Genomic DNA, 26,122 nt, shown 5'->3' with positions numbered 1-26,122 from the left:
GGGGCTCCGGCCCGTTCGTGAGCGGCGCAGGTCCGCCGCCGCGCGTTACCCCGACGGCACCCAGGGTCACCGATGACCTTGTGCCGCCCCGGACCGCCTGGTATCCACAGATGCGCATGCGTCACCACGCCTGCGTCGGGTCGGCGTCGCGCCGGCCCTCGCTCCCACGAGGAGGTCCCGTGCCCAGACCGGAGTGGACATCACGGATGAGCCGGCGTCGACGCCGGCTCATCCCCGTACTGGCGGCCGCCGCCGTGGTCGCCGCCCTGCTGCCCGATGGCAGCGGTGCCGCCGCAGCGCCGGGAGACGCGCCGGCCGCGGCAGCGGGCCGCTCCGGCCCGTTCGCCGAGGGCCACCACGAGGCCGCCGACGCCGACAACCGCACCGGCACGGCGGCACCTGACGCCCGCCAACGCGGCCTGGCCCGCGCCGTCGACCCCGACGTGCGGTGGAACCGGCTCGGCACCCCGCAGGCGCTAGGCCCGGGTCGCACCCCGCTCGCCAGCGGGCTGCCCGCCGATCCGGAGGCCGCCGCCCGCGCCTACCTGGCCGCCAACCCCGACCTGTTCGGCATGGACGCCGCCACGGTGGCCGCCATGGAACGGGTGCTGGTCCGGCCGATCGGCACCGGCACAGTGGTCACCCTCCGGCAACGCTTCGGCGACCTGCCCGCCGGGCCGGACGGCCTGGTCACCCTCGCGGTCGCCGACGGCGCGGTGCTCTCGGTCAGCTCCTCGCTGGCCCGCGACACCGGCACGCCGGCACCGGCCACCCGCACCGCCGAGCAGGCGTACGCCGCCGCGCTCGCCGACGCCGGGTTGACCGCCGGCGCGGTGTCCAGCCACACCATCCGTGAAGTGGCAGTGCCCACCCCGCTGGACGGGCCCCGGGCCGCCTACGAGGTGACCATGATCGGGGCGGACACCGAGCACCCGGCCGCGTTCACCAGCTACGTGGACGGCAGCACCGGGCAGGTGCTGGTCCGCGAGGACCTTGTCGACTTCGACTCCGACAACCCGAGCTGGGCGGTCTTCCCGGCCACCCCGCCCCGCGACCTGGGCCCCGGACAGGATCCCCGGGTGCGCTGGTGCGGCGACCCGACCCCCGGCTGCCAGGCGGCCTTCCGCGACCCGGCCACCGGCCAACCGTGGGACGTCGACGCGGCCACCGGCACGCCGACCTTCACCTCGCGCGGCAACTCGGCGAACACGGTGCTGTCCTGGGGTGCCAACACCCCGGTCGTGCCGGCCCCCACCAGCCCGGAACGCCGCTACGAGTACCCCTTCACCGACCAGTGGCACCAGGCGAAGTGCAACCCGGAGGTGTTCACCTCCGCCCAGCGCAACGACGCGGACGCGTCGATCGCCAACCTCTTCACCATGCACAACCGGATGCACGACTGGTCGTACCAGCTGGGCTTCACCGAGTCGGCGTGGAACCTCCAGGCGGTCAACCTCACCCCGTCCGGGCTGGGCGGTGACGCCGAGCAGGGCCGCGCCCAGCAGGGCGCGTTGAGCGGCAACCGGAACAACGCCAACCAGGGCACCCCGCGCGACGGGCTGCCGCCGACCACCAACATGTACCTCTGGCAGCCGCAGGCCGGCGGGCCGTACCCGCCGTGCGTGGACGGCGACTACGACATGACGGTGATCGGGCACGAGTACACCCACGCGATCACCAACCGGATGATCGCCGGCCCGGACAGCGGGATCAGCGGCCACCAGGGTGGGTCGATGGGTGAGTCGTGGGGCGACCTGCTCGCCGCCGAGTACCTCTTCCAGCACGGGCTGCGCGCGCCCGGCGAGACGCCCTTCATCACCGGTGGCTACGTCACCGGAAACCTGGTCAGCGGCATCCGCAACTACGACCTGAGCCGCAGCCCGCTCAACTACTCCGACATCGGTTACAACACCGCCGGCCCGGCCGTGCACGCCGACGGGGAGATCTGGGGCGCCACCAACTTCCGGGTCCGCTCCGCCCTGGTCAAGCGGTACGGCCTCGGCACCCCGCAACGGCAGCTCGACTGCGCCCTGGGCAAGGTCGCGGCGGATCAGTGCCCGGGCAACCGCCGCTGGTCGCAGCTGGTCTTCGACTCGTTCCTGTTGCAGGCCGCCAGCCAGGTCAGCATGCTCGACATGCGGGACAACATGCTCACCGCCGACCTGCTCCGCTTCGGCGGCGCGAACCAGGACCTGATCTGGACCGAGTTCGCCCGCTCCGGCATGGGCCGCGACGCCGCCACCAACGGTGCGGGCGACACCGACCCGACGCCGAGTTTCGCCTCGCCGCGCGGCGGCAACGCGACGCTCACCCTGCGCCCGCGGGGAGACAGCGCCGACGCGCCGATCCGCGTCTACGTCGGACATTACGAGGCGCGGGCCGTGCCGATCGCCGACACCGACCCGGCGACGCCGATCCCGGACACCGTGGAGATGGTGGCCGGCACGTACGACCTGCTGGCGGTCGCGCCGGGCTTCGGCCACCAGCGGCTCAGCGTGGTCGCCACGGCCGGCAAGCACGGGTACGTCGACCTGCGGATGAGCCGCAACCTCGCCTCCGCCGCGTCCGGGGCCACGATCACCGGTGACGGGGTCAACCTGGACCGGGTCGGCGACGACACCGAGGCGACGAACTGGGCGTCCCTGGACGGGGTCGCCGGCCGGCAGCTCACCGTGGCCCTGCCCGGGGGCACCCCGCAGACGGTCAAGCGGGTGAACGTCAGCGCGATGCTGCGCCCGGCGATCACCGGCGACGCCGACACCGGCGCACAGAACGCGCTCACCGCGCTGCGTTCGTTCGCGGTGTCCGCCTGCAACGCGACGACCACCGACTGCGCGGATCCGGCGCGCTGGCAGCGCATCTACACCAGTGCGGCGGACGCGTTCCCCGGTGGGGCGTACCGGGCGTACAGCCGGGACATCAACCTCCGGACGTTCGCGGTACCCACCACCCTCGCCACCCACCTGCGACTCGAGGTGCTGGCGAGCCAGTGCACCGGTGGCCCGCACTACGCGGGTGAGCAGGACGACGACCCGGCCACGACGACGGACTGCGCGACCGCCAGCCCGGCCCGCAGCCAGGTCAGGATCGCCGAGTTCCAGGCGTTCTCGAAGTGACCGGTGGGGCCGGCGGCACTCCGCCGGCCCCACCACCTCCGATCAGCGGTGCGCCCGGCGCCAGGGGTCGGCGACGGCCGGACGCTCCCAGCGCCGGTCCACCGGGGGGTCGTCGGCGTCGCCGGTCTCCCCGGCGGCGGCCCGGGTCAGCTGCCGCAACCGCAGCAGCAGCCCTACCCCGAGGAAGAGCAGCAGCCCGCCGAGCAGGAACGCGACCTGCACCACGCCGAACGCGCTGGACTGCGAGACCGGGCGGTCGGCCGACGGTGGTACGGCGTCGGCCGGGTAGTCGGCGGCCGGCTCCTCGGTTGCCGCACTCTCGTCGTCGGTCGGCGCGCTCGCGGACTCGGTGGGCTCCGGCGGGCTCTTCGTCGGCTTCGGCTTGCTGGTCGGGACGTTGCCCACCCCCACCACCGAGCGGGTGGCGGTCTGCCGGGCCAGCAGGCGCAGGTTGGCGTCGTACGCCTCGGCGGCGAGGGTGACCCGCCCCTGGGTGACGTCCTCGTCGAAGGCCACCCGGTAGCGGGCGGTGACCGTGCGACCCGGGCAGAGCGTGCCCGGGTCGAGCTGCCGGTCGGTCAGCCGGGCCACGTCACCCTCGGTGCGGATCTCCAGCGGAAAGTCGCCGGTCTCCTCCACCCGGTCCATCTTCACCTGGTCGAGCCGGAGGCCCTGCACGGTGAGCACCATCGACCAGCGCACCTTGGCGCACCTGGCGCGCCGGTCCGTCTGGGAGACCACCGCGGAGATCGTCCGCACCTGCTCACCGGCGGTGAACCGGCCCGGCAGGCCGCTCATCTCGGTGGTGAAGGCCGCCTGTGCCGGGGCAGCCGCCGCCAGCTCCACCCCGCTCAGACAGGCCAGCACCACCCCTGCCCGCAGCGCGTACCGCCACACCGTCACCACCGCCGTCCTCCGTTCGGTCGCCTCCACCTGGCAACGCTAGAAGCGGGACGACGGCCGGACCAGACGGGTGTGTTCGCACCCGACGGCAAGGACGGGGTGGGTTTTCACCGACAGTGGTGAACCGGTCACCACTCCCCCGCGACACGCCGGGAGTCGGGCCGCTGGGAGAATCACGCGGTGTCCGAGCTCTCCAGCACCTTCGTCCGGCTGCACGCGCGGCTGGCCCCGGTCCCCTTCGTTCCCGAGGTGCGGTTGCACCAGGCGGACGAGCCGATCGGGCTGTGGGAGCTGACCGAGGGCGAGTTCTCCAGTGACCGGCCGCCGCCGTTCTGGGCCTTCGCGTGGGCCGGCGGGCAGGCCCTCGCCCGCTACCTGACCGACCATCCGGAGCTGGTCGCCGGCCGCCGGGTGCTCGACCTCGCCTCCGGCTCCGGCCTGGTGGCCATCGCCGCCGCCCGCGCGGGCGCGGCGTCGGTGCGCGCGGTGGAGGTGGACGAGCTGGCGGTGGCGGCGGTCGCCCTCAACGCCGAGGCCAACGGGGTACGCGTCGACGCCGAGTTCGGCGACATCCTCGACGGCGACGCCGGTGACGCCGAGGTGGTGCTCGCCGGGGACGTCTTCTACAGCGAGGCGATGGCCCGTCGGGTGCTGCGGTTCCTGCTGCGCGCCGCACGGGCCGGCGCTCCGGCGGTGGTCGGTGACCCCGGCCGGGCGTTCCTGCCTCGGGACCGGTTCGACGAGCTGGCCGCGTACGACGTGCCGGTGCCGGAGGCGTTGGAGAGCGTGCGGGTGAAGCGCACCACCGTCTGGCGGCTGCGGACCGGACTGCCGGGAGCCTCCGGCTAGCGTGTCCGGGTGCTGTTCCGCAGCTGGGCGCAGGTGGCCGACCCCGCATGGCCGGACGTGGCCCGGGTGCCGGACCACGTCGGCGGCACCCACCTGGTCGTGACCCGGCACGCGCTGGTCCGCCAGGTCCTCGCCGACCCGGTCACCTACCGGCCGGACAACGCCCTGGACGCGGTGACGCCGATGCCGGTGACCGCGCTGCGGGTGCTCGCCGGGCACCGGTTCCGGCTGCCGCCGACCCTGGCGAACAACTCGGGCGCCAGCCACCCGCAGATCCGTGCGATCGTGGCGGCGGCGTTGCATCCCACCCGGGTCGCCGCGCAGCGGCAGTGGCTCACCACGCTGGTCCGGGACCGGGTCGCCCGGATCGGCACCGCGCTCGACGCCGGCACGCCGGTCGACCTGTACGCGGACCTCGCCGCCGACCTACCGTTGCTGGTGCTGGCCCGGCTGGTCGAGTTGCCGGACGCGCCGGTGGCGGCGGTCAAGGAGTTCGCCCGCGCCGCGCTGGAGTTGTTCTGGGCACCGCTGGACGCCGACCGGCAGGTGGCGCTCGCCGCCGAGGTGGGCCGGTTCCACCACGTACTGCAGGACTTCGCGGCCGTCGGTGGCGGTTTGGCCGCCGAACTGCGCGCGGCCGGGCACCCGCCGGACGTGGTGGTGGGCGCGCTGTTCTTCCTGTTGGTCGCCGGGCAGGAGACCACCTCGCAGTTCCTCACCCTGCTGCTGCACCGGCTGGCCGGCGAGCCCGCGGTACGGGCCGGGCTGCGCACCGGTGAGGTGGCGGTGGCCGACGTGGTGGAGGAGGGGCTGCGGCTGGAACCACCGATCGTCACCTGGCGACGGGTGGCCGCGACGGAGAGCACGCTGGGCGCGACGGTGGTGCCGGCGGGCAGCAGCCTGGTGCTGTGGCTGGGCCGCGCCGGTCGGGACCCGGCGGTGGTGGAGTCGCCCGACGAGTTCCGTCCGGGCCAGCGGGGGTCACGCCGACACCTGGCGTTCGGGGCGGGCGCGCACCGCTGCGTCGGGGACGTGCTGGCGCGGATGGAGGCCGCGGTGGTGGTGGCCGAGGCGACGCCGCTGCTGGACGGGGTGACGGTGCTCCGTGCGCCCTGGTGCCCGGACAATCTCACGTTCCGGATGCCGGACGCGTTCGTGGTCCGCCGCGGCGGCACTGTCACCGGGCTGACCGGATCCTGACACCAACTCGGTATGTTTCCGGGCGTGTCAGCCACCCCCACCCGTCGGATCCCCGCCGTCGTCACGCTTCTGGCCCTGCTGGCGTTGACCGGCTGCGCAGTCGGCCGCGGCCACCCGGCCCACGCCCGGCAGGTCGCCGCCGCCGAGGCGACTGCGTCCGCGTCCGCCGCGACCCCGTCGGTCTCGCCGTCGGTGACAGCGAAACCCGCGTTCAAGAGCCTGGCCTGGTACGTGTCCCAGGTGCCGACGTTTCCCGAGGCGCCGGTGCCGCAGCCGGTGCCGCTGCCGACGACCGGTTCGGCCCCCTTCTGGCACCGCCTGCCGACCGACCAGAAGGTCGCCTTCATCACCATCGACGACGGTGGGCTGGCCCGCCCACCGGGGGTGATCGACTTCATCTGGGAGGCACGCATCCCGGTCACCATGTTCCTCAACTCACCGGCGGCGGCCGAGCACACCGACTACTTCCGGCAGATCGAGGCGGTGGGCGGGGTGGTGGAGAACCACACCATCGCGCACAACTCGCTGGCCGGCCGGTCGTACGACTACCAGAGGCAGGAGATCTGCGGTGCCGCCGACCGGCTGGAAGGACTGTTCGGCAAGCGGCCCACCCTGTTCCGGCCACCGTTCGGCGAGCATGACAGCACCACGCTGAAGGCCGCGCACGACTGCGGCGCGAAGGCCGTCTTCCACTGGACGGAGACCGTCCACGAGGGGAAGGTGCGCTACCAGACCCCGGAGAAGGTGGTCCAGCCCGGCGACGTGCTGCTGATGCACTTCCGGCCGGCGCTGATGGACGACCTGCTCGCGGCGTTGAAGGCGATCCATCGGGCCGGGCTCACCCCGGCGCTGCTGGAGCAGTACGTACGGTGATCAGCCCGCCACCGGCCTGACGAAAGTCAGGGGTGGGTGGTGCCGTTCGGGCGCGGCGTAGCGGCAGGCTGCTCGCCTAGCGTCAGCGCATGATCACATTACGTGGGTTGACGAAACGGTTCGGGTCGACAGTCGCTGTCGACGCGCTGACCGTCGACGTCGCGCCCGGCCGGGTCACCGGCTTCCTCGGCCCCAACGGCGCCGGCAAGTCCACCACCATGCGGATGATCCTCGGGCTGGACCGTCCCACCGCCGGGAAGGCCCTGGTGGGCGGGCGCGCGTACCGGGAGTTACGCCGGCCGCTGCACGAGGTGGGCGCGCTGCTCGACGCCCGGGCCATCCACCCGGCCCGGTCCGGCCGGGCGCACCTGCGGGCCATGGCGCACAGCAACGGCATACCGATCCGTCGGGTCGACGAGGTGTTGGACACCGTCGGGCTGGACGCACGGGCCGCCGGCAAACCGGGGCGGACACTTTCGCTCGGCATGGGCCAACGGCTCGGCATCGCCGGCGCGCTGCTCGGCGACCCGCCGGTGCTGATGTTCGACGAGCCGGTGAACGGCCTCGACCCGGACGGGGTGCGCTGGGTGCGGCACCTGATGCGGTCACTCGCCGACGAGGGGCGCACCGTCTTCGTCTCCAGCCACCTGATGAGCGAGATGCAGCTCACCGCCGACCAGCTCGTGGTGATCGGCCGGGGACGGCTGCTCGCCGACGCGCCGATCGGCGAGGTGATCGCCCGCGGCACCGTCGCGGTGCGGGTCCGCAGCCCGCACCCGGACGGGCTGGCCGCCCTCGCGGCGCGCCTCACCGCCGCCGGGGCGGACGTCGAGGCGGCCGACCGCAACGAGCTGACCGTCACCGGCGTCACCGCGGACCAGGTCGGCGACCTGGCCCACGAGCTGGGGATACGCCTGCACGAGCTGAGCGCGCACGCCGCGTCGCTGGAGCAGGCGTTCATGGAGCTGACCGCCGACAGCGTCGAGTACGCCGGAGGCACGACCGGGGGTGGGGCGCGATGAGCACCACCAGCCGGCACGGCGTCGTGGCCGCCGAGTGGACCAAGCTCTCCTCCGTCCGGAGCACCTGGTGGACGGCGGTGGCCGGGCTGCTGGTGATGGCGGCCAGCGCCGGTCAACTGGCCATCTACGCGGCGAACGACAACACCAACGACGACCCGACCGACGACCGGGGGATCGTCACCGTCGGCAGCGTGCTGATCGGCTCGGTCGAGCTCACCCAGTACGTGGTGCTGGCGCTGGGTCTGCTCGCGATCACCGCCGAGTTCACCAGTGGCACCATCCGCACGACGTTGCAGTGCACCCCCTCGCGTGGTCGCGTACTGCTTTCCAAGGCCGCTGTCGCCGGCGCTGTCACCTTCGCGCTCGGGTTGCTGCTCGGCGGCGTCGGCGCGCTGGTCGCCCGGCCGGTGCTCGGCGAGTGGGGCAGCGCCCCGGCCGCCGACACGATCGGCGACATCGTGGCGGTGGCGACCTACCTGGCGCTCGTCGGCGTCCTCGCGCTGGGCCTCGGCGCGGCGCTGCGCAGCGCGGTGCTCACCCTCACCGTGCTCCTCGCCACCCTGATGATCGTGCCGCTGTCGCTCCAGGAGCCGGACATCGACGTGCTGAACCGGATCGCCGACGGGTTCCCCGGCGTGGCCGGCGGGCACTTCCTGGCCGGCGACACCGAGCCGTACCCGCCAGCGGTCGGGCTGCTCGTGCTCGCCGGGTGGGCCGGCGGCGCACTGCTGCTGGGCCGGGCCGCGCTGCGCCGCCGCGACGCGTAAGGGAAGTCGGCTGAGCGGGGGCTCCCCGGCCCCCGCTCAGCCGTCGACCAACCCCGCCTCGTACGCGAGGATTGCCGCCTGCACCCGGTTGCGCACATCCAGTCGGGTGAAGATGCTGGTCAGGTAGCTCTTCACGGTGCCCTCGACGAGGTGCAGCCGGCGGGCGATCTCGGCGTTGGACAGGCCCGCCCCGACCAGGGCCAGCACCTCCCGTTCCCGCTCGGTCAGCCCGGCCGTACGGTCCCGGGCCGCCGGCCGGCGGGCCAACCGCCCGGCCCCCAGCTCGATCACCCGGCGGGCCACGGCCGGCGACAGGTAGGCCCCACCGTCGGCGACGGCGTGCACACCGGCGATCAGCTCACGCGGGTCGCCGGCCTTGAGCAGGAACCCGCTGGCACCGTGCCCGAGCGCCCTTGCCACGTGGTCGTCCTCGCCGAACGTGGTCAGCATGATCGTCGATGTGTCCGGCACGACCCGGCGGATCTCGGCGGCGGCGGCCAACCCGTCCAGTCGCGGCATCCGGATGTCCAGTAGCGCGACCCGGGGTCGGTGGGCCCGGACCAGTTCCACCGCCGCGTGCCCGTCGCCGGCCTCGGCGATCACCTCGATGCCGGGGTCACTCGCGAGGATGGCCCGGACGCCGGCCCGGATCATCGCCTCGTCGTCGGCCAGCACGACCCGGATCGGGGGCGCCCCCGTCGTGTCGGTGTCCACTACGCGATCCACTCCTTGCTGACCAGCCGGTCATCGGTGAAGCAGAGTCGCCAGGTGGGCTCCGCGAGGGGGAAGTTGCCGTCGGTGTAGTACTCGCAGCCGGCGCGGTCGGCGGCGGCGGGGCGTTCCAACTGCCGCCGGGGCAGCCCGACCAGCTCCGACCGGGGCGCGCCGACGCGCAACTGGTCGAAGGTGGCCCGGTCCAGCACCGTGCCGGCGGTCGCCACCGGGTAGTAGACGAGCGAGAGCACCAGGGCGAAACCGACCGGTGCGACGAGCGCCACCAGCAGACTGCGCCGGACCCGCCGCCGGGCGTCGTGCAGCCGCCGCTCGGCGTCCACCGGCCCCTCCGCCGGACCGGGTCGCTCGTCGGACCACGCCGTCGGCCCGACCTCCGCGGCCGACCCGATCGCCTCCGCCGTCGGCGCGGTGGCCGGCAACACCGCCCGCACCGCGAAACCGCCCTCGGCCCGGTGGCCGGCCGCAAGCGTCCCGCCGGCGAGACGGACCCGCTCGGCGAGGGCGAGCAGCCCACTGCCCTGCGACGGCGGGGCGGGCAGCGGGCCGGCCGACGGGGCGTCGTTGACGACTGTCACCTCGACCCGGTCACCGTCGCGGGTGAGGCGTACGTCGACCGGCGCGCCGGGCGCGTACCGGGCCGCGTTGGTCAGCGCCTCACGGACGATCCGGTGCGCCGCGTGACCGGTCATCGCCGGCAGCTCCGCCACCGCCGGGGCGGCGTCCAGCCGTACCGCCATGCCGGCCTCCCGGGCACCGTCGACCAGGTCGGCGACGGTCTCCCCACTCGGACGCAGTGACGCGCCACCCTCCTCGCGGAGCACGCCGATGATCTCGTGCAGTCGCTCGGTGGCCGCGGAGACGCTGGCCCGCAACTCGGTCGCCGCGGTCCGGTGCTTGTCGTCCAGGTCGGCGGCGACCTCCAGGGCGGCGGCGCGCAACGCGATCAGGCTGAGGTCGTGACCGAGCGAGTCGTGCATCTCCCCGGCGATCCGAGCCCGTTCCCGCAGCCGGATCCGCTCGGCGGCACCACGCTGCTCGCGGGTCAGCGCGTCGACGTGCCGGCGACCCGCCTCCGCGAGTTCCTGCTGCTGGCGGCGGTACCGGCCCACCAGCCACGGGAACACGGCGGCGAAGAGCAGCACCGAGGCGAGCAGGAACCAGGTGGCCGCTCCGGCGCCGAGCAGTCCCAGGTTGAGCACCGTGCCACCGGCCGTGATCAGTACGAAGACCATGATCGACGGACCCGCGGTGGCGCTGCGTCGCCCGGCGAGATAGCTGAAGACCGGAATGGCGAACAGGAAGTTGCCGTCGACCAACGACCCGAGCACCACCAGCACCAGGGAGACCAACGGCTGACGTCGACTCGCCACCACCGCCGCGGTGAGCACCAGCAGGTTGCCGACCAGCAGCGGCAACGCGTACCGCGAATAGGGCGGGCTGATCCCGGCGTAGCCGACCGGGGCGGCCACCACCGCCCAGAGCAGCACGTCCAGCAGCAGGCGACGCCGCCGGTGCGGCCAACCCGGCGGCGCGGAGTGGAGGATCCGCACGGCGGTCAGGCTACCCACGCGCACCAGGACCGGACACTGACGAAAGTCAGGTGTTCGGCTGTCCCCGGCCGTGCCCCCACGACCCTCGCCGTACGGGACGCGCAGGCCGAGGCCATCGCCGACTGGGGCATCCTCCAGCGCCGCCGCGCTCGACCGGCTGGCCGCGATCCAGCAGCCCACCCTGGTGGCGAACGGCAACCACGACCTCCGGCATCCCCGGTTGCGGACCGATCACAGCCGCCAACGGCGGCGGAGCCCGGCCCGCCCGGACACCGACGGTCAGGTGTTCAGCTGCTCTCCTCGGCCCAGACCCGCCAGTCGTCGAGCACGCCGTGCAGGGCTGGGGTGAGCCAACCCGGCGCGGACCGCCGGAACACACCCGGATCCATCGCGCCCGCACCGTCGGGCAGCGCACCGAGCAGGTTCGGCACCATGTCGGTGAGATTCGTCCAGTGCACCAGCTCCGGCCTGGTCGGCCAGGCACCGATCACCACGCCGGCCGGCACCGCCCGACGGTCCAGCGCCTCCAGCGTCAACGCGGTGTGGTTGAGCGTGCCCAACCCGGCGCGGGCGACCACCACCGCCGGCGCGCCGAGCGACACCGCCAGGTCGGCCATCGTCCACGGCTCACCCGACGGCCGCAGCCCCATCGGCACCAGCAACCCACCCGCGCCCTCGACCAGCACCAGGTCGTGCTTGTCCGCCTCCGCACGCACGGCGTCCACCGCCGTGTACAACTCCAGCGGCGGCAGGTCGGCCACCCGCGCGGCGGCCAACGGTGCCAGCGGATCCGGGTAACTCGCCAAAGTCCGACCGGTCAACGGCGCAGCCAACCGGTGGACCGAGTCCACGTCACCGGGCTCACCACCGGCCGTACCGGTCTGGCCCGGTTTGATCACCGCCACCCGCAACCCGGCCGCCTGCGCGGCGGCCGCGATCGCCGCGGTCACCACCGTCTTGCCGACCTCGGTGTCCGTCCCGGTCACCAGAACCGGCCCCGCCCACCCGCTCACGGCGCCACCCCTGTTCGCGACTGCGGGGCTCGCAACACCGGCTCACTCCTCGCGCTCACGGCGCTACCCCTGTTCGCGACTGCGGGGCTCGCAAAACCGGCTCACTCCTCGCGCTCACGGCGCTACCCCTGTTCGCGACTGCGGGGCTCGCAAACCCGGCTCACTCCTCGCGCTCACGGCGCAGTGTCCACGATGACATCCAGCGCCCGCTCGAACGCCGCGCGCGGCACCCCCGCGCTGACCGTGAGGCGCAGGCGGGAACGGCTGTCCGGGGTGGACGGCGGCCGGAAACAACCCACCGCGACGCCCCGGTCCCGGCAGTCGGCGGCCCAGTCGGTCGCCGCCTCCGGCCCGGGGGCGGTCACCGAGATCACCGCCGCGTCCGGGGCGGAGACGGTCAGCCCGGCCGCCCGCAGGCGACCGACCGCCAGCGCCACCCGGTCGGACAGCTCGGCACGCAGGTCGTCGCCGGCCTGGGCGAGCCGCAACGCGGCGTGCACACCGGCGGCGACCGCCGGCGGCAGTGCCGTGTCGAAGATGAACGTGCGCCCGGTCTCGACCAGGTGCCGGACGAACTCGGCCGGGCCGGCGACGACACCACCCGCGCCACCGAGCGCCTTGGACAGGGTGGCGGTGACCACCACGTCCGGCTCGCCGGCCAAGCCGCTGGCCGCGACCGCGCCCGCGCCGGCCGGACCGGTGAGGCCGAGCGCGTGCGCGTCGTCGACCAGCAGCAACGCGCCGTGCCGGCGGGCCACCGAGTGCAGCCGGGCCAGTGGGGCGAGATCACCGTCGACCGAGAAGACCGACTCGGTCACCACCACCGCCGGGCGGCCGGGAGCGGACGCGAGCGCGGCGGCGACCGCGTCCACGTCGGCGTGCGGGGTGACCACCGTCTCGGCGCCGGAGAGTCGGCAACCGTCGATCAGCGACGCGTGGTTGTGCGCGTCGGAGACGAGCAGCGTCCGAGGTTGGACGAGCGCCCGCAGCGCACCGAGGTTGGCCAGGTAGCCGGAGGAGAAGACCAGGGCGCCGTCGGTGCCCAGCCAGCGGGCCAGGTCCTCCTCCAGCGCCCGGTGCGCGTCGGTGGAGCCCCGCACCAGGCGCGACCCGGTCGCCCCCAGCCCGTACGCCGAGAGTGCCGCCGTGGCCGCGGCGGTGACCTCCGGGTGGGTGGCCAGGCCGAGATAGTCGTTGCCGGCCAGATCGGTCATCTGGTCGTCGGCCGGACGCGGACGCAGTCGCCGGGTGAGCCCGGCCTTCGCCCGCAGCTCGGCGCGGCGGTCGAGCGCCGCGAGCCAGTCCGCCACCGTCACCCTCCCCCGCTTGCCTGCCGGTCAGCCCGACACCCGCCGGGCGAAATTACCACCCGCCGCCACCGGCCCGACGATTCCACTCGGTGTGCGGCGCCGACCGGGCTGCCAGGTCATTCCGGCTGATCGGAGAGCCGAGGCCTGTGACGGGCCTAGGCAGCGACCGGGGGCTTTGGCACAGGCCTAGTAGGGTACGAGCCATGCCAGAGATCCTCGACCAGGCCCGGACCCAGGTCCTGGGTGACGGTGTCGGCCTCGATCAGGCCGGCGTCCTCGCCGTGTTGAACCTGCCCGACGAGCACCTACCCGCCGCCCTCCAGCTCGCCCACGAGGTGCGGATGCGCTGGTGCGGCCCGGAGGTCGAGGTCGAGGGAATCGTTTCGCTCAAGACCGGCGGCTGCCCGGAAGACTGCCACTTCTGCTCGCAGTCGGGTCTGTTCACCTCACCGGTGCGCTCGGTCTGGCTGGACATTCCGTCGCTGGTCGAGGCGGCGAAGCAGACCGCCGCGACCGGGGCCACCGAGTTCTGCATCGTCGCCGCCGTCCGCGGTCCGGACGCCCGGCTCATGAAGCAGATGCGCGAGGGTGTCGCCGCCATCAAGGCGGCGGTCGACATCCAGGTCGCCGCGTCGCTGGGCATGCTCACCAAGGAGCAGGTCGACGACCTGGTCGACATGGGCGTGCACCGGTACAACCACAACCTGGAGACCTGCCGGTCGTACTTCCCCAACGTGGTCACCACCCACTCGTGGGAGGAGCGCTGGGAGACGCTGCGGATGGTTCGCGACTCCGGCATGGAGGTGTGCTGCGGCGGCATCCTCGGCCTCGGCGAGACCGTCGAACAGCGGGCCGAGTTCGCCGCGCAGCTCGCCGAGTTGGACCCGCACGAGGTGCCGCTCAACTTCCTCAACCCGCGCCCCGGCACCCCGCTGGGTGACCGCCCGGTGGTCGAGGGCAAGGACGCGCTGCGGGCCATCGCCGCGTTCCGGTTGGCCATGCCGCGCACCATCCTGCGGTACGCCGGTGGTCGTGAGATCACCCTCGGCGACCTCGGCACCCGCGACGGTCTGCTCGGCGGCATCAACGCGGTGATCGTCGGCAATTACCTGACCACGCTCGGTCGACCGGCTACTGCCGACCTGGAGCTGCTCAACGAGCTGAAGATGCCGGTCAAGGCTCTCTCCGCCACGCTGTGACGACCATGACGACCACCGAACTGTGGTGCGACCGGTGCGGCGAGGCGGTGACGGCCACCGCCCACCCGGGCTGCGCGTCGGCCCGCCAGTTGGAGCCGCCCCGGTTCTGCCAGCGCTGCCGACGTCGGATGAAGGTGCAGGTGCTGCCGGTGGGCTGGTCGGCGGTCTGCGTCGAGCACGGCGAGATCCGGGGCTGAGCCGGTGCTGCGCGGGCGGGCGGTGACCCTACGACCGGCGACGGCCGGGGACGTGCCGGCCCTCACGGCGATCCGGGCCGACCCGGAGGTACGCCGGTGGTGGCGGGGCGGCGACGACCTGGCCGATTCGGTGCGCGCCGACCTCGCCGACGACGACCTGCACGTGTACGCGATCGAGCACGACGGCCGGGTGATCGGCGCGATCCAGTGGTACGCCGAGTCGGACCCGGACTACCGCCACGCCAGCCTGGACGTCTTCCTCGACCCGGCGGTACGCGGTGCCGGCCTCGGCGGTGACGCCATCCGCACCCTGGCCCGACACCTGATCGACGAGTACGGCCACCACCGCTTCACCATCGACCCGGCGGCGGCGAACAGCGCCGCCATCCGGGCGTACGCGAAGGTCGGTTTTCGGCCGGTGGGGGTGCTGCGCCGTTACGAGCGCGGCGCGGACGGCCGCTGGCACGACGGCTTGTTGATGGACCTGCTCGCCGACGACCTGGTGGACTGAGCGCGAGTCGCCGGGTCAGCGGCGCCGCGGCATCCGCCGGTTGGCGTTGGTAGCGGATCGCCTACCCGATCGCAGATCTTGGACAGTTACCGTCCGCAGCACGAACGGCAACTGTCCAAGATCTCGAACGCGGAGCGGGTCAGGCGATGGTGCAGGTGGTGGTGTTGACGGTGAAGGCGGTCGGCTTCGGGTTGCTGCCGTTGTGGTTGCCGTTGAAGCCGAAGCTCACCGACGCCCCCGGCGCGATCGTGCCGTTGTAGGACAGGTTCGTGGCGGTGACCGCCGCGCCGGTCTGGCTGACCGTCGCCGACCAGCCCTGGCTGACGGTCTGCCCGCCGGGGAAGCTGAACCGTAAAGTCCAGCCGTTGATCGCGGTGGTGCCGGTGTTGGTGATCGACACGTTGGCGGTGAAGCCGGTGCTCCAGTCGGTGGTGGCGTACCCCACCGAGCAGGTGCCGCCGACCGGCGGGGCCGCGGTGGTCACCCCGACCGGCGCGGACGCCGCAGAGGTGTTGCCCGCCGCGTCGACGGCCACCACGTAGAACTGGTACGCCGTGGAGGCCGTCAGCCCGGTCACGGCGACCGTGGTGCCGGTGGGTGAGCCGACGAGCGCGTCGGTGGCGCCGGCCTCGCGGTAGACCCGGTACCCGGCGACGCCCACGTTGTCGGTGGACGCCGCCCAGCTCAGGGTGAGTCCGGTGGCGGTGACCGCCGAGGCGACGGGGGTGCCGGGCGCGGTCGGCGCGGTGGTGTCCGGCGCCGGTCCGGCCGGCGTGGTGACGCTGAGGGCAGCCGACGACGCGGACCGGTTGCCGGCGCCGTCGAGGGCCCGCACGGTGAACTGGTACGTGCGTTCCGGCAGCAGTCCGGTCACCGCGAGCGTGTTGGTGGTGGCGGTCCGCAGCACCAGCGCGTCGCTGCCCGTCTGTGCCTGGGTGATCTCGTAGCCGGCCAGGCCGCTGCCGCCCGTGTCGGTGGACGCCGCCCAGGTCAGCGTGAGCCCGCTCGACGTGACGGCTGACGCGGCCGGTGTGCCGGGAACGGTCGGCGCGGTGGTGTCCGGGACGACAGGCCCGGGCTCCTCGCCCCAGACCCGGGTGCTGCCGGAGTAGAGCGGCACCTTCCGGTTGGGCCCGGCGGTGGCCTGGTACGACGGGTCGTTGGTCGGGTCCCAGGTGCCGCCCTCCGGCACGCCGACCTTGAACTGGACCTCCATCCGGTGCTGTGACTGACCGGCCGGGGCGATGGTGTACCCGGTGCAGTCCACCTCGACGTACCAGATGTCCCCGCTGAACTGCTTGGCAGTGGTCGGGGACGGGCAACCCTGGGTGTAGCCGGCGGTCACCTGCACCGGTCCGCTGCCGTCGGGCCGGAAGTAGTACCGGAACTTCCCGTCGGTCAGCGCGCGGGCCGGGAATGCGGACTTGTTGTAGACCATCACCTTGAGCCCGGTGGCCCGCGGTTCGGCCTGCGCCACAGTGGTCTCCACGGTCAGCTCGTCGATGTCCGGCGTCTCGGTGACCGGGAAGTTCGCCAGCGGCGTGCCGCCGTACTCGGAGGTCAGCCGGACCAGCGCGGACGTGAAGCCGGCGTTGTAGTCGGTGGCCACCTCGTTCATCACGTAGTCCGACCGGCTGTCGCTGTACGCGTCGTTGGGCGAGGACGGGCCGCCGACCAGCGCGCCGTAGAGGGTGTGCCGCGTCTCGACGGGCACGGTCTGGCTGTCCCACCAGGAGCCGTGCGCGGTGCGGTGGTGCGGGTTCTTCGGTGAGTTGGCGCCGAATCCGATGACGTAGCTGGAGTTGCGCGGGTTGTCGCCGAGCGCGTAGTTGATCTGTCGGACGGCGAAGTCGTGGTAGCGCGCCTTACGGGTGGTGTCGGTGGTCTTGTCGCTGTAGACCAGCGCGGCGAACGAGGTGTTCGCGGCGTAGCGCAGCGCACCCCAGGAGTCGAGCACCGCCATCCCGCCCGGTGAGTACGGAACCCGCTGCCCGTTCACCCCGACGGTCCAGTAGTCCAGCCACCGGTTGGCGTCGTCGACGTACTTCTGCTTGCCGGTCAGGTTGGCCAGCAGCACGTACGCCCCGAACTGCTTGTTGTCCCAGGCGATGGTCCACTTGTAGGAGCGGGTGGTGGTCTGGTTCTCGGTGCCGAGCTTGTCGTACTCACTCTCGGCCTTGGTCAGGTAGCTGGCCTCGCCGGTGGCCCGGTGCAGCCAGATCGCGGCCCAGACCAGCTCGTCCTGCCAGCCGCTCCAGGACCGGTAGAAGCTGGTGGCGTCGGTGATGCACTCGTGGTAGGCCTTCCGCACCGTGTCGGCGAAGGTGTAGAGCTGCCGGGCGTGCCCGAGCAGCTTGTCCGCGTAGGCGGCGTCGGTGGGCCGGAACACCATCGAGGAGGCGGCCATCGCGGCCGCCGTCTCCCCCGCCAGGTCCGCGCCGCCACAGCTCGCATCGATCTTGTACGCGGGCCGCGCCATCGGCATCACCTCGGCCGGGCCCCACCACTTGTGGTCGTCGTCGCCCTTGCCGACCTGTCCGTAGAGGACGTTGGCGGACGGGTGTGCCTTGATGAAGTAGTCGTTGACGAAGCGCAGGTTGTTGAGCAGGTGCGGCAGTTGCCCGGAGGCGGTGTAGCCGCTGCGGTACTCGACAGCGCCCCAGGCGAGCATGGTGGCGCTGAACGCCATCGGGAAGCCGAACTTGACGTGGTCGCCGGCGTCGTACCAGCCGCCGGTGAGGTCGACACCCGCGCTGGCGCCGTCGGTGAGCGCGCTGTCGCCGCGCCAGGAGACCCGGTTCCAGTCGGGCAGCCGGCCGGACTGCTGCGCCTCGTAGAAGAGCAGCGACTTCTGCAACGCCTCGGCGTAGTTGTAGGTCGCCGCCGGCGCGGCCAGGGCGGGCGCGGACGGCGGCGCGGTCACCGTGAGGGACGCGCCGGTGAGCAGCGCGACGCCGACGGCCAGCAGTCGCCGTGGCCAGGGCTGGTCGGCGGCCGGTGACCGGCCGGGCTGGCCGCTGAACGGCCGGGTCAGGTGGCGCATGGCGGGCTCCTGTCGGAGGCGCCGCCGGCGGTCGCACCGACGCGGGACGGCGTACGGGCGGCACGGCCACCGGCGACAGCGGGGGTGGCGGTGTGACCATGGGTCATGGAAGCGCTCCCATGGATAGTCGACAATGTAATGGTCGGGCCGTCGGTTGGGAAGCCTGCCGGCCGGGGCGGCGGCGTGCGGGCCCGGCGGTCTACTCGCGAGTAACCACTGCGGACCATCTCACACCATCGATACTTGTCGATTAGTTGTCACCGTTTCCGCAGCTCATCGCCCACTCCCCCAGAAAGATCCTCACGCCGTTCGGAGGCGTCGGCGGCCAGCCAGACAAACGTACTGTTGCTGACCCACTACCGGGCGCGAGACAGTACCGAGCACCAGCGGTGCCGTCGACGCCGCCGCTCCCCGGTCAAACCCTGAGGAGAAGCGATGGCACTACGACTCGCCGACGGCACCGCCTGGACCGACATCCTGGCCCGCGCGGTGGCCGCCACCCCGGAGGCGTTCGGCCCCGAGGTCGACGGCGTCACCACACTGCACAACCTGGTCGAAGGCGAATGGCGGGCGGTCGGCCAGCCCGCCGCGGTCCGTACCCCGGTGGACAACACCGTCCTGGTCAACCTGCCCCGCCTCGACGCCGACACCGCCCGCGCCGCCGTCGCACACGCGGCCGCCGCACACCGGGCCTGGGCGCAGACCCCGCTGGCCGACCGCAAGGCCCGGGTCGCCGACGCCCTCGACTCGCTCACCGCCCACCGCGACCTGCTCGCCCTGCTGCTGGTCTGGGAGATCGGCAAGCCGTGGCGGCTGGCCTGCGCCGACGTGGACCGGGCGCTCGACGGCGTCCGCTGGTACGCGGGCGAGATCGACCGGATGCTCGCCGACGGCCGCGAGCCGCTACCCGGCCCGGTCAGCAACATCGCCTCGTGGAACTACCCGATGAGCGTCCTGGTGCACGCCGAACTGGTGCAACTCCTGGCCGGCAACGCGGTCATCGCCAAGACCCCGTCCCAGGGCGGCGCGGTCTGCCTGACCGTCGCACACGCGCTGATGCGCCGGGCCGGGTTGCCCGCCACCCTCGTCTCCGGCAGCGGCGCCGAACTGTCCGAGGTGCTGGTCCGGGCACCCGAGATCGGCGCGGTGGCGTTCGTCGGCGGCCGGTCCAACGGCGGCAAGGTGGCCGCCGCGCTGCTCGACAGCGACAAGCGGCACTTCATCGAACAGGAGGGCCTCAACGCCTGGGGCATCTGGAACTTCTCCCAGTGGGACCTGCTCGCCACGCACCTGAAGAAGGGCTTCGAGTACGGCAAGCAGCGCTGCACCGCGTACCCCCGGTTCGTGGTGCAGCGCGACCTGGTCGACGAGTTCCTCGACATGTACCTGCCGGTCGTCCGCTCGGTCCGCTTCGGACACCCGCTCGCCGTCGGCGACGACTGGACCGCCGGTGACCCGCTGCCCGAACTGGACTTCGGCCCGCTGATCAGCGCCGTCAAGGCCGAGGAGCTGCACCGCAAAGTCGACGAGGCGATGCGGGGCGGCGCGATTCCCCTGCACCGGGGCAAGCTCACCGGCGCGCCGTTCCTCCCCGGGCAGGACACGTCCGCGTACGTGGCGCCGTCGGTGCTGCTCGCCCCGCCCGGCAGGTCCCGGCTGATGCACGCCGAACCGTTCGGGCCGGTCGACACCATCGTCGTGGTGGACACCACCGACGAACTGCTGGCCGCCATGAACGCCTCCAACGGCGCGCTCGTCGCCTCGCTGGCCTGCGACGACACCGACGAGGCCGGCAAGCTCGCGGTCGACCTGCAGGCGTTCAAGGTGGGCATCAACAAGCCACGCTCACGCGGTGACCGGGACGAACCGTTCGGCGGCCGGGGCGCCTCCTGGAAGGGCGCGTTCGTCGGCGGCGACCTGCTGGTGCAGGCCGTCACCGTCGGCGGCGACAGCCGGCTCTACGGCAACTTCCCCGACTACAGCAGCTACCCCGCCACCTGATCGGCGTACGCGGCGAGGGCCCCGGCGACAGGCGGCGGGCCCTCGCCGCCACGTGGCTCGTGCTGGAGCCCGCTAGACGCCCGGTACGGTCACCGCGGCCGGGGCGGCGAGCGGCACGGTGCAGCTGAGCACCGCGCCGTCGCGTTCGGTGACGGCGGGCCGGTCCAACCGACGCAGCGTACGCAGCATCGGCGTGTTCTCGGCCTGCACGTGCAGCACCAGCGCCGCGTAGCCGGCCGCGTCGGCGTGCCGGGCCAGCCGGCGCAGCAACGCCGAGCCGAGCCCCCGCCGCTGCCAGTCGTCGCGCACCAGCAGCGCCACCTCGGCCTCGTCGCCCTCGCCGAGCAGGTTCGCCATGGCGACCACCGACTCCGCCGTACCGTCGGCAGCCACCGTCGTGGCCAGCAGGGTCAACCCCCGGTCCGGCTCCAGCACCCGACGCAGCCGGGCCGGGTGGGGCAGCGACGCTCCGCCCAGATAACGCCGCTGCCGGCTTCGTGGGGAACAACCCTCGTGCAACTCCAGAACGCCCGACAGGTCATCCGCGCACGCCGGCCGGACGGCCACCTCGGCGCCGTCGGGCAGCACCAGGGTGACCTGTTCGGCGGCCCGCCGCGCCACCGTGGCGGCCAACTCGACAAGGGCCTGCGCCCGCGCGTACTCCGCCGGGGTGAACGCGGGCGCCGCCCGGCCCAACGCGAACGCGCCGCCCGCCGGATCGGCCAACGACATGCTGGTGCCGGCGATGCCCCGCTCGACGCCGGTCGACGCCGGTCGCCAGCTCACCGAATCGGCGCCGAGCAGCGTCCGCAGGGCCTCACCTGTCGAATCCGGGTCCCGCACCAGCCTGTTGGCCAGACCGAGCATCCGGGTGGGCTGGTCGACCAGGCCACGCGCCTCGCTGCGCGCCACCCAGCAGTCCCGCCCACGACCACGCTCGACGGCCGCGACCAGTTCGGCCTCGTCGAGCGTGTCCGGTGCGTCCACCAGGAAGTCGTCCACCGCGCCCTGCTCGGTGGGCTGCACCTGCACGGTGAGGATGTTGACCCCGCGCAGCGCGAGGCTGGCCGTGAGGACCGACAGGAAACCGGGCCGGTCATCCACCGTCGCTCGGATCCGCCACAACGTCATGGTTGGCTCCCTTCACCGGGTACCACCCTCGTCCCCCGCTGTTGCCGCCCGATTGCCCGGCGGTGACGGGTAGCGCTCAAGCCGATGTCCCCGCCCGGGTGCTCCGCTACGCGGTGCGGCCGCGGTAGCCGATGGGGCCCTCCCCGACCCGCTGGTAGGTACCCAGGAACCCACCGTCGCCGAAGGCGACAGTGCCGTTGTTACCGCGCAGGTCCCGTCAGGCCAGCCTGGTGACCGGGCGGCCGGCCACGGTCACCGAGAGGAGCAGATCACCCGAGCGGTGCCACCCACCGGCCCAGCCCTCCTGGGTGGAGAAGCGCCAGGCCTCCTTGACGACGGTGTCGCGCTGGGTCAGCCGGCCACGGAACTCCGTCGGCTCTCCGCCCGGCTGTCGCCGCCAGCCGTAGAAGGCGGCCTGCTGCTTCTCGAACGTGATCGCGTACTCGACGCCGGACTCGTCGGCCCAGGCCACCTGATCGAGGACGGCCTGCTCGCCGCGGTCGATGAAGATGGTGATGTCGCCGACGTCGCTGGCGTACCGCAGCACCGGCTCGGCGATCGCCTGCCGTTCGAGGGCCAGTCCCGCCTGGTCGTGTGCGTGCATCGGGTCGATCGTCACCCGGTACAGCCACAGCATGCTGCGGGCGTCGACACCGCTCTCGATGCGCAGTGTGTTCCGGCCGGCCGTCAACTCCTCGGCCGGCACCGCGAAGACCAGCCGTTGCGGGAGCCCACCGCCGTTGGGGATCCGCAGCCGGTTGGCCAGCGGCCTGCCGTTGAGGCGAACGGTGAGCGGGGCGTACCCGGGCGCCCGGGAGAGCATCGACGCGAGCGCCCGGACGGCGACGCAGGCCTCGCCGACGACCGCCGGGTCGGGCACGTCGAACTCCAGCTCGACCGACCCGCCGGCGCCGATGGCCAGGTGGTCGCCGGCGGCCGAGGAACGGTCGACGCCGGTGATCGTGACGTTCCCGACCCGGGGCGGCTCGGTGCCGAAGTCGGCGTAGGTGGGGTCCATCTGGGTCCCGGGCCGCCGCCCGCTCGCCGGCGCGGCAGCCGGCGGCCGCAGCAGCACCTCGTAGGACCAGGCGGTTCGCTCGGCGTTGCCGTATCCGATGTTGGCGGCGCCGAAGGCCGACCGCACCTTGCCGATGTGCAGGGCGCCCGGCCCGACCGCCGCGCGGGCGACGTAGAGCGGTTCGCCGTCAGCCTCGTGGCCCGCCGGCTGCGCGTCGGCGGGCACCGCGCCACCGGACGCGATGCCCCAGACGCCGTGGCCCATCAGCACCTCGTACTCGTCGACGCGGACCTCCGCGCCGGCCCAGGTGGTCTTGGCGCCGAGCGCCGGGCTGACCTCGCCCGGGTGCACGCCGCCGCGCATCCGGATGCGGCACACCCACAGGGGCTCACCGTCCGCCTCGTACCCGTGCGGTACCGCACCGGCCGGGATCGAGCCACCGCGGGCTGTCTCCCAGCGATATCCATCGAAAGCGAAGTCCATTCCGGAGAGGCTAGATCAACAGGTTCGGACCTCGCGGACCACCGAACTCCGGCGGGTGGCGGCTCAGGGATTGACGGTGACCGGCGGTGCGCCGACCAGGTCCAAGCGGTCCCCGAGGATGACCGCGCAGGCACGGACGAGCTGGGTGAGCCGATCCACCTCGGTGCTGTGGAACGCCGCGGCGGAGAGGGTCTCGCTGCGCTCGCGGGCCACCACCAGGACCAGGCCCGCCCGGCCGAACGGCGCGATCGCGTGGTGGGTGCCGTCGGGCGTGGTCATCGACCGGCCGCGCAACGGCGTCACTTCCGGCAACCGCAGGGGTACGGGAGCCCGCCAGCTCGCGTGCCCCACCGTCGCCCCGCCACCCCCGGACCGCGAGGCCCAGTCGACCGGCACCACTGCCGCCACCGCCCAGTCGGCGGCCAGCAACCCCGGGACCGCGTCGACAAGGGTCGCCAACCCGTCGGCCGGGTTGGCCGCGACCTGGGCCAACAGCTCCGCGTCCTGCCCGGTGGTGGTGGGCGCGCCGATCGCCCGCCACACACCGTCCACCCGCACCCCCGGTATCGCCGCGAGCCCAGCCAGCAGCCGCTCCACCCGCGCCGCGCCCGGCCAGACGACAGTGAAGTCGTCCACCGCGCGCCCGCCGAGCCGCTCCAGGACCACCACCTGGACGATGTCCGCGCCGGACACGCCGAGCGTGCGGGCGACCTGGCCGAGGGTGCCCGGACGGTCCGGCAGGGTGACCCGAACTCGCAGCAACATGTCTGTCCCTCCGCTCGGCAGGCCGGCGGCGGCCGGCAGGCTGGTCACAGCCTGATCGTTGACCATTTCGTCCCCGTTGCAGGGGCATGTCCCGAGGGGAAATTCCGACCTTGACAACGTGAGCGGCCTGCCATCAACTAGTCGGATGACTGATCCGGCCGTCGACGCGCTCCGGCCCGGAGAGGTCCCGGCCGGCCTGGACCTGGCCCGGCTCGCCGACCACCTCGCACAGCACCGGCCCGAGCTGACCGGCCCGCTGCGGGCCGAGCTGATCGCCGGCGGCAAGTCCAACCTCACCTACCTGCTGCACGCCGGTGGGCGGGAGGTCGTGCTGCGCCGGCCGCCGCTCGGGCACGTGCTGGCGACCGCGCACGACATGGCCCGCGAGTTCCGGGTCATCTCGGCGCTGGCGCCGACCGAGGTGCCGGTGCCTCGGGCGCTGCTGCTCTGCGAGGACCCCGACGTGATCGGCGCGCCGTTCTACCTGATGGAGCGGATGCCCGGTGAGGTGTTCCGCACCCGGGCGCAGACCGACCCGCTGGGCGACGAGCGCCGCCGGGCCCTGGCCATGGCGATGATGGACACCCTCGCCGCGCTGCACACGGTCGACCCGGCGGAGGTCGGGCTGGGCGACTTCGGCCGCCCCGAGGGCTACCTGGCCCGGCAGGTACGCCGGTGGGCCGGTCAGCTCGACCGCTCCCGCAGCCGCGACCTGCCCGGCATCGACGAGCTGCGTGACCTGCTCGCGGCGACCGCCCCGGAAGGTGCGAACGCGGGCCGGATCGTGCACGGCGACTACCGGCTCGACAACCTCCTCGCCTCGGCCGACCCGGTCGCCGTGCACGCGGTGCTCGACTGGGAGATGGCCACCCTCGGCGACCCCCTCGCCGACCTGGGGCTGCTGCTGACGTACTGGGACGTGCTCGGCGGCAGCGACACCGCCGCCGGCAACCCCGTCGCGGACGGTCTCGGCCCGCGCGCCGGCTTCCCCACCGGCAGCGAGCTGATCGACAGGTACGCCGGGCGCAGCGACGTCGACGTCGGGCCACTGCACTGGCACGTGGCGCTGGGCTGTTTCAAACTCGCTGTCATCTGCGAGGGCATCCACTACCGCCACACGCTCGGGCAGACGCTCGGCGAGGGCTTCGACCGGATCGGCGAGATGGTGGCACCGCTGGTCGCGCACGGGCTGACCGCCGCCAGGGAGCGGTGATGGACTTCTCATACGACAGCCGGACCGAGGAGCTGCGCGACGAGCTGACCCGGTTCCTGACCGAGCACGTCTACCCGGCCGAGCCCGTGCACGCCGAGCAGGTGGCCGCCGGGGACCCGTGGTCGCGTACCCCGGTGTTGGCCGAACTGAAGGCGGAGGCCCGCAAGCGCGGCCTGTGGAACCTGTTCCTGCCCGACCCGCGCTACGGCGCCGGCCTGACCAACCTCCAGTACGCTCCCCTGGCCGAGCTGACCGGGCGCAGCCCGCACCTCGCGCCGGAGGCGGTCAACTGCGCGGCACCGGACACCGGCAACATGGAGTTGCTGGCCGAGTTCGGCTCGGAAGCGCAGCGGCAGCGCTGGCTGATGCCGCTGCTGGAGGGTGAGATCCGCTCGGCGTTCTGCATGACCGAGCCGGACGTCGCCTCCTCCGACGCCACCAACATCGCCACCCGGATCACCCGCGACGGCGACGAGTACGTGATCAACGGGCGGAAGTGGTGGTCGTCGGGCGCGATGGACCCGCGCTGCGAGATCTTCATCGTGATGGGCAAGACCGACCCCACCGCCGACCGGCACCGCCAGCAGAGCATGGTGCTCGTCCCCCGGGACACCCCCGGTGTGACGGTACGCCGGGGGATGACCGTCTTCGGCTACACCGACGGCTCCCACGGCGGACACGCCGAGATCGACTTCGTCGACGTCCGGGTGCCCGCGGAGAACCTGATCGGTGCCGAGGGCACCGGCTTCGCCATCGCGCAGGCCCGCCTCGGTCCGGGCCGCATCCACCACTGCATGCGATTGATCGGAATGGCTGAGCGGGCATTGGAGCTGCTTTGCAAGCGGGCGCTCGGGCGGATCGCGTTCGGCCGACCCCTGGCGGAGCAGGGCGTCGTGCGGGAGTGGATCGCCGAGTCCCGGGTCCGCATCGAGCAGGCCCGGCTGCTGGTGCTCAAGACAGCCTGGCTGATGGACACCGTCGGCAACAAGGGCGCGCACACCGAGATCCAGGCCATCAAGATCGGCACTCCGGCGATGGCGGAGTGGGTGATCGACAAGGCCATCCAGGGGTACGGCGGCGCCGGCGTCAGCCAGGACACCCCACTGGCCGCCCTCTGGGCGCAGACCCGCACCCTGCGCCTCGCCGACGGCCCCGATGAGGTCCACCGCAATTCCCTGGCCAAGCGCGAACTCCGCCGCTGGACCCCCTAACCCCCTCCCCCG

22 protein-coding genes are annotated in these 26,122 nt (G+C 73.2%); 12 read left to right on the top strand and 10 right to left on the bottom strand.

All coding sequences use genetic code 11. The features are described from left to right. Positions 1-179 precede the first annotated feature (179 nt). Positions 180-3,116 (top strand): M36 family metallopeptidase, encoded by a 2,937-nt coding sequence (locus QSK15_RS09255; RefSeq protein WP_285793762.1) that lies wholly within the window; start codon positions 180-182, stop codon positions 3,114-3,116. 42 nt (positions 3,117-3,158) lie between these two features. On the opposite strand, the gene QSK15_RS09250 is transcribed toward QSK15_RS09255, so the two are convergent. Beyond that, positions 3,159-4,049 carry a hypothetical protein gene (locus QSK15_RS09250; protein WP_285793761.1) on the bottom strand — a complete coding sequence of 297 codons (891 nt, stop codon included), beginning with the start codon at positions 4,047-4,049 and terminating at the stop codon, positions 3,159-3,161. Positions 4,050-4,199: 150 nt separating this feature from the next. On the opposite strand from QSK15_RS09250, the gene QSK15_RS09245 reads away from it, so the two are divergent. From QSK15_RS09245 to QSK15_RS09225, 5 genes are all read left to right on the top strand, one after another. Next, the gene (locus QSK15_RS09245) at positions 4,200-4,868 is read left to right on the top strand and encodes a class I SAM-dependent methyltransferase (RefSeq protein WP_285793760.1); all 669 of its coding nucleotides are present in this window, start codon (positions 4,200-4,202) and stop codon (positions 4,866-4,868) included. Between the two features lie 9 nt (positions 4,869-4,877). Further along, positions 4,878-6,068 (top strand): cytochrome P450, encoded by a 1,191-nt coding sequence (locus tag QSK15_RS09240; protein ID WP_285793759.1) that lies wholly within the window; start codon positions 4,878-4,880, stop codon positions 6,066-6,068. Positions 6,069-6,092: 24 nt separating this feature from the next. Beyond that, entirely contained in the window at positions 6,093-6,941 is an 849-nt protein-coding gene (locus tag QSK15_RS09235) for a polysaccharide deacetylase family protein (RefSeq protein WP_285793758.1), read from the top strand. Between the two features lie 89 nt (positions 6,942-7,030). After that, positions 7,031-7,963, top strand: a complete 933-nt coding sequence (locus QSK15_RS09230; RefSeq protein WP_285793757.1) for an ABC transporter ATP-binding protein — start codon at positions 7,031-7,033, stop codon at positions 7,961-7,963. Beyond that, positions 7,960-8,730, top strand: coding sequence for an ABC transporter permease subunit (locus QSK15_RS09225; protein WP_285793756.1), 771 nt, complete (start codon positions 7,960-7,962; stop codon positions 8,728-8,730). Before QSK15_RS09230 ends, QSK15_RS09225 begins: the two co-directional genes overlap by 4 nt. Positions 8,731-8,766: 36 nt before the next feature. On the opposite strand, the gene QSK15_RS09220 is transcribed toward QSK15_RS09225, so the two are convergent. The 4 genes from QSK15_RS09220 to QSK15_RS09205 form a co-directional block, all read right to left on the bottom strand. Beyond that, the gene (locus tag QSK15_RS09220) at positions 8,767-9,444 is read right to left on the bottom strand and encodes a response regulator (RefSeq protein ID WP_285793755.1); all 678 of its coding nucleotides are present in this window, start codon (positions 9,442-9,444) and stop codon (positions 8,767-8,769) included. Beyond that, complete coding sequence (locus tag QSK15_RS09215; RefSeq protein ID WP_285793754.1) at positions 9,444-11,015, bottom strand: sensor histidine kinase; 1,572 nt, start codon at positions 11,013-11,015, stop codon at positions 9,444-9,446. Before QSK15_RS09215 ends, QSK15_RS09220 begins: the two co-directional genes overlap by 1 nt. Before the next feature lie 287 nt (positions 11,016-11,302). Next, on the bottom strand, positions 11,303-12,028 hold the full coding sequence (gene bioD, locus QSK15_RS09210) for a dethiobiotin synthase (protein WP_285793753.1): 726 nt from the start codon (positions 12,026-12,028) through the stop codon (positions 11,303-11,305). A 173-nt stretch (positions 12,029-12,201) separates the two neighbouring features. Then, positions 12,202-13,338 (bottom strand): 8-amino-7-oxononanoate synthase, encoded by a 1,137-nt coding sequence (locus tag QSK15_RS09205; protein ID WP_285793752.1) that lies wholly within the window; start codon positions 13,336-13,338, stop codon positions 12,202-12,204. Between the two features lie 203 nt (positions 13,339-13,541). On the opposite strand from QSK15_RS09205, the gene bioB reads away from it, so the two are divergent. From bioB to QSK15_RS09190, 3 genes are read left to right on the top strand one after another with little or no spacing between them, the layout of a single operon-like run. Further along, complete coding sequence (bioB, locus tag QSK15_RS09200; protein ID WP_030336132.1) at positions 13,542-14,537, top strand: biotin synthase BioB; 996 nt, start codon at positions 13,542-13,544, stop codon at positions 14,535-14,537. A gap of 5 nt (positions 14,538-14,542) precedes the next feature. Further along, positions 14,543-14,734 carry a biotin synthase auxiliary protein BsaP gene (gene bsaP / locus QSK15_RS09195; protein WP_285793751.1) on the top strand — a complete coding sequence of 64 codons (192 nt, stop codon included), beginning with the start codon at positions 14,543-14,545 and terminating at the stop codon, positions 14,732-14,734. 4 nt (positions 14,735-14,738) lie between these two features. Next, entirely contained in the window at positions 14,739-15,245 is a 507-nt protein-coding gene (locus QSK15_RS09190; RefSeq protein ID WP_285793750.1) for a GNAT family N-acetyltransferase, read from the top strand. Positions 15,246-15,384: 139 nt separating this feature from the next. On the opposite strand, the gene QSK15_RS09185 is transcribed toward QSK15_RS09190, so the two are convergent. Next, positions 15,385-18,288, bottom strand: coding sequence for a glycoside hydrolase family 9 protein (locus tag QSK15_RS09185; protein ID WP_285793749.1), 2,904 nt, complete (start codon positions 18,286-18,288; stop codon positions 15,385-15,387). A gap of 435 nt (positions 18,289-18,723) precedes the next feature. Here QSK15_RS09185 and QSK15_RS09180 point away from each other — a divergent pair, with 435 nt between their 5' ends. Further along, positions 18,724-20,289, top strand: a complete 1,566-nt coding sequence (locus QSK15_RS09180) for an aldehyde dehydrogenase family protein (protein ID WP_285793748.1) — start codon at positions 18,724-18,726, stop codon at positions 20,287-20,289. A 72-nt stretch (positions 20,290-20,361) separates the two neighbouring features. On the opposite strand, the gene QSK15_RS09175 is transcribed toward QSK15_RS09180, so the two are convergent. The 4 genes from QSK15_RS09175 to QSK15_RS09165 all read right to left on the bottom strand — a co-directional run bounded on the left by QSK15_RS09175 (position 20,362) and on the right by QSK15_RS09165 (position 23,686). Beyond that, positions 20,362-21,420 carry a GNAT family N-acetyltransferase gene (locus tag QSK15_RS09175; RefSeq protein ID WP_285793747.1) on the bottom strand — a complete coding sequence of 353 codons (1,059 nt, stop codon included), beginning with the start codon at positions 21,418-21,420 and terminating at the stop codon, positions 20,362-20,364. Between the two features lie 106 nt (positions 21,421-21,526). Further along, the gene (locus QSK15_RS32520; RefSeq protein WP_352232175.1) at positions 21,527-21,631 is read right to left on the bottom strand and encodes a hypothetical protein; all 105 of its coding nucleotides are present in this window, start codon (positions 21,629-21,631) and stop codon (positions 21,527-21,529) included. Positions 21,632-21,637: 6 nt separating this feature from the next. Next, a complete protein-coding gene (locus tag QSK15_RS09170) occupies positions 21,638-22,921 on the bottom strand; it encodes a DM9 repeat-containing protein (RefSeq protein ID WP_285793746.1) in 1,284 nt (427 codons plus the stop codon). Between the two features lie 63 nt (positions 22,922-22,984). Then, a complete protein-coding gene (locus QSK15_RS09165) occupies positions 22,985-23,686 on the bottom strand; it encodes an ACT domain-containing protein (protein ID WP_285794369.1) in 702 nt (233 codons plus the stop codon). Positions 23,687-23,831: 145 nt separating this feature from the next. On the opposite strand from QSK15_RS09165, the gene QSK15_RS09160 reads away from it, so the two are divergent. After that, on the top strand, positions 23,832-24,899 hold the full coding sequence (locus QSK15_RS09160; protein WP_285793745.1) for a phosphotransferase family protein: 1,068 nt from the start codon (positions 23,832-23,834) through the stop codon (positions 24,897-24,899). Beyond that, positions 24,899-26,110 carry an acyl-CoA dehydrogenase family protein gene (locus QSK15_RS09155; RefSeq protein WP_285793744.1) on the top strand — a complete coding sequence of 404 codons (1,212 nt, stop codon included), beginning with the start codon at positions 24,899-24,901 and terminating at the stop codon, positions 26,108-26,110. The genes QSK15_RS09160 and QSK15_RS09155 overlap by 1 nt, the downstream gene beginning before the upstream one ends. Positions 26,111-26,122: the final 12 nt, after the last annotated feature.

This window comes from Micromonospora sp. NBRC 107095 (assembly GCF_030269705.1).
Taxonomy (GTDB): domain Bacteria; phylum Actinomycetota; class Actinomycetes; order Mycobacteriales; family Micromonosporaceae; genus Micromonospora; species Micromonospora parva.
Note: the sequence above shows the minus strand (reverse complement) of the source record. Positions and strands in the feature narration are given on the sequence as shown.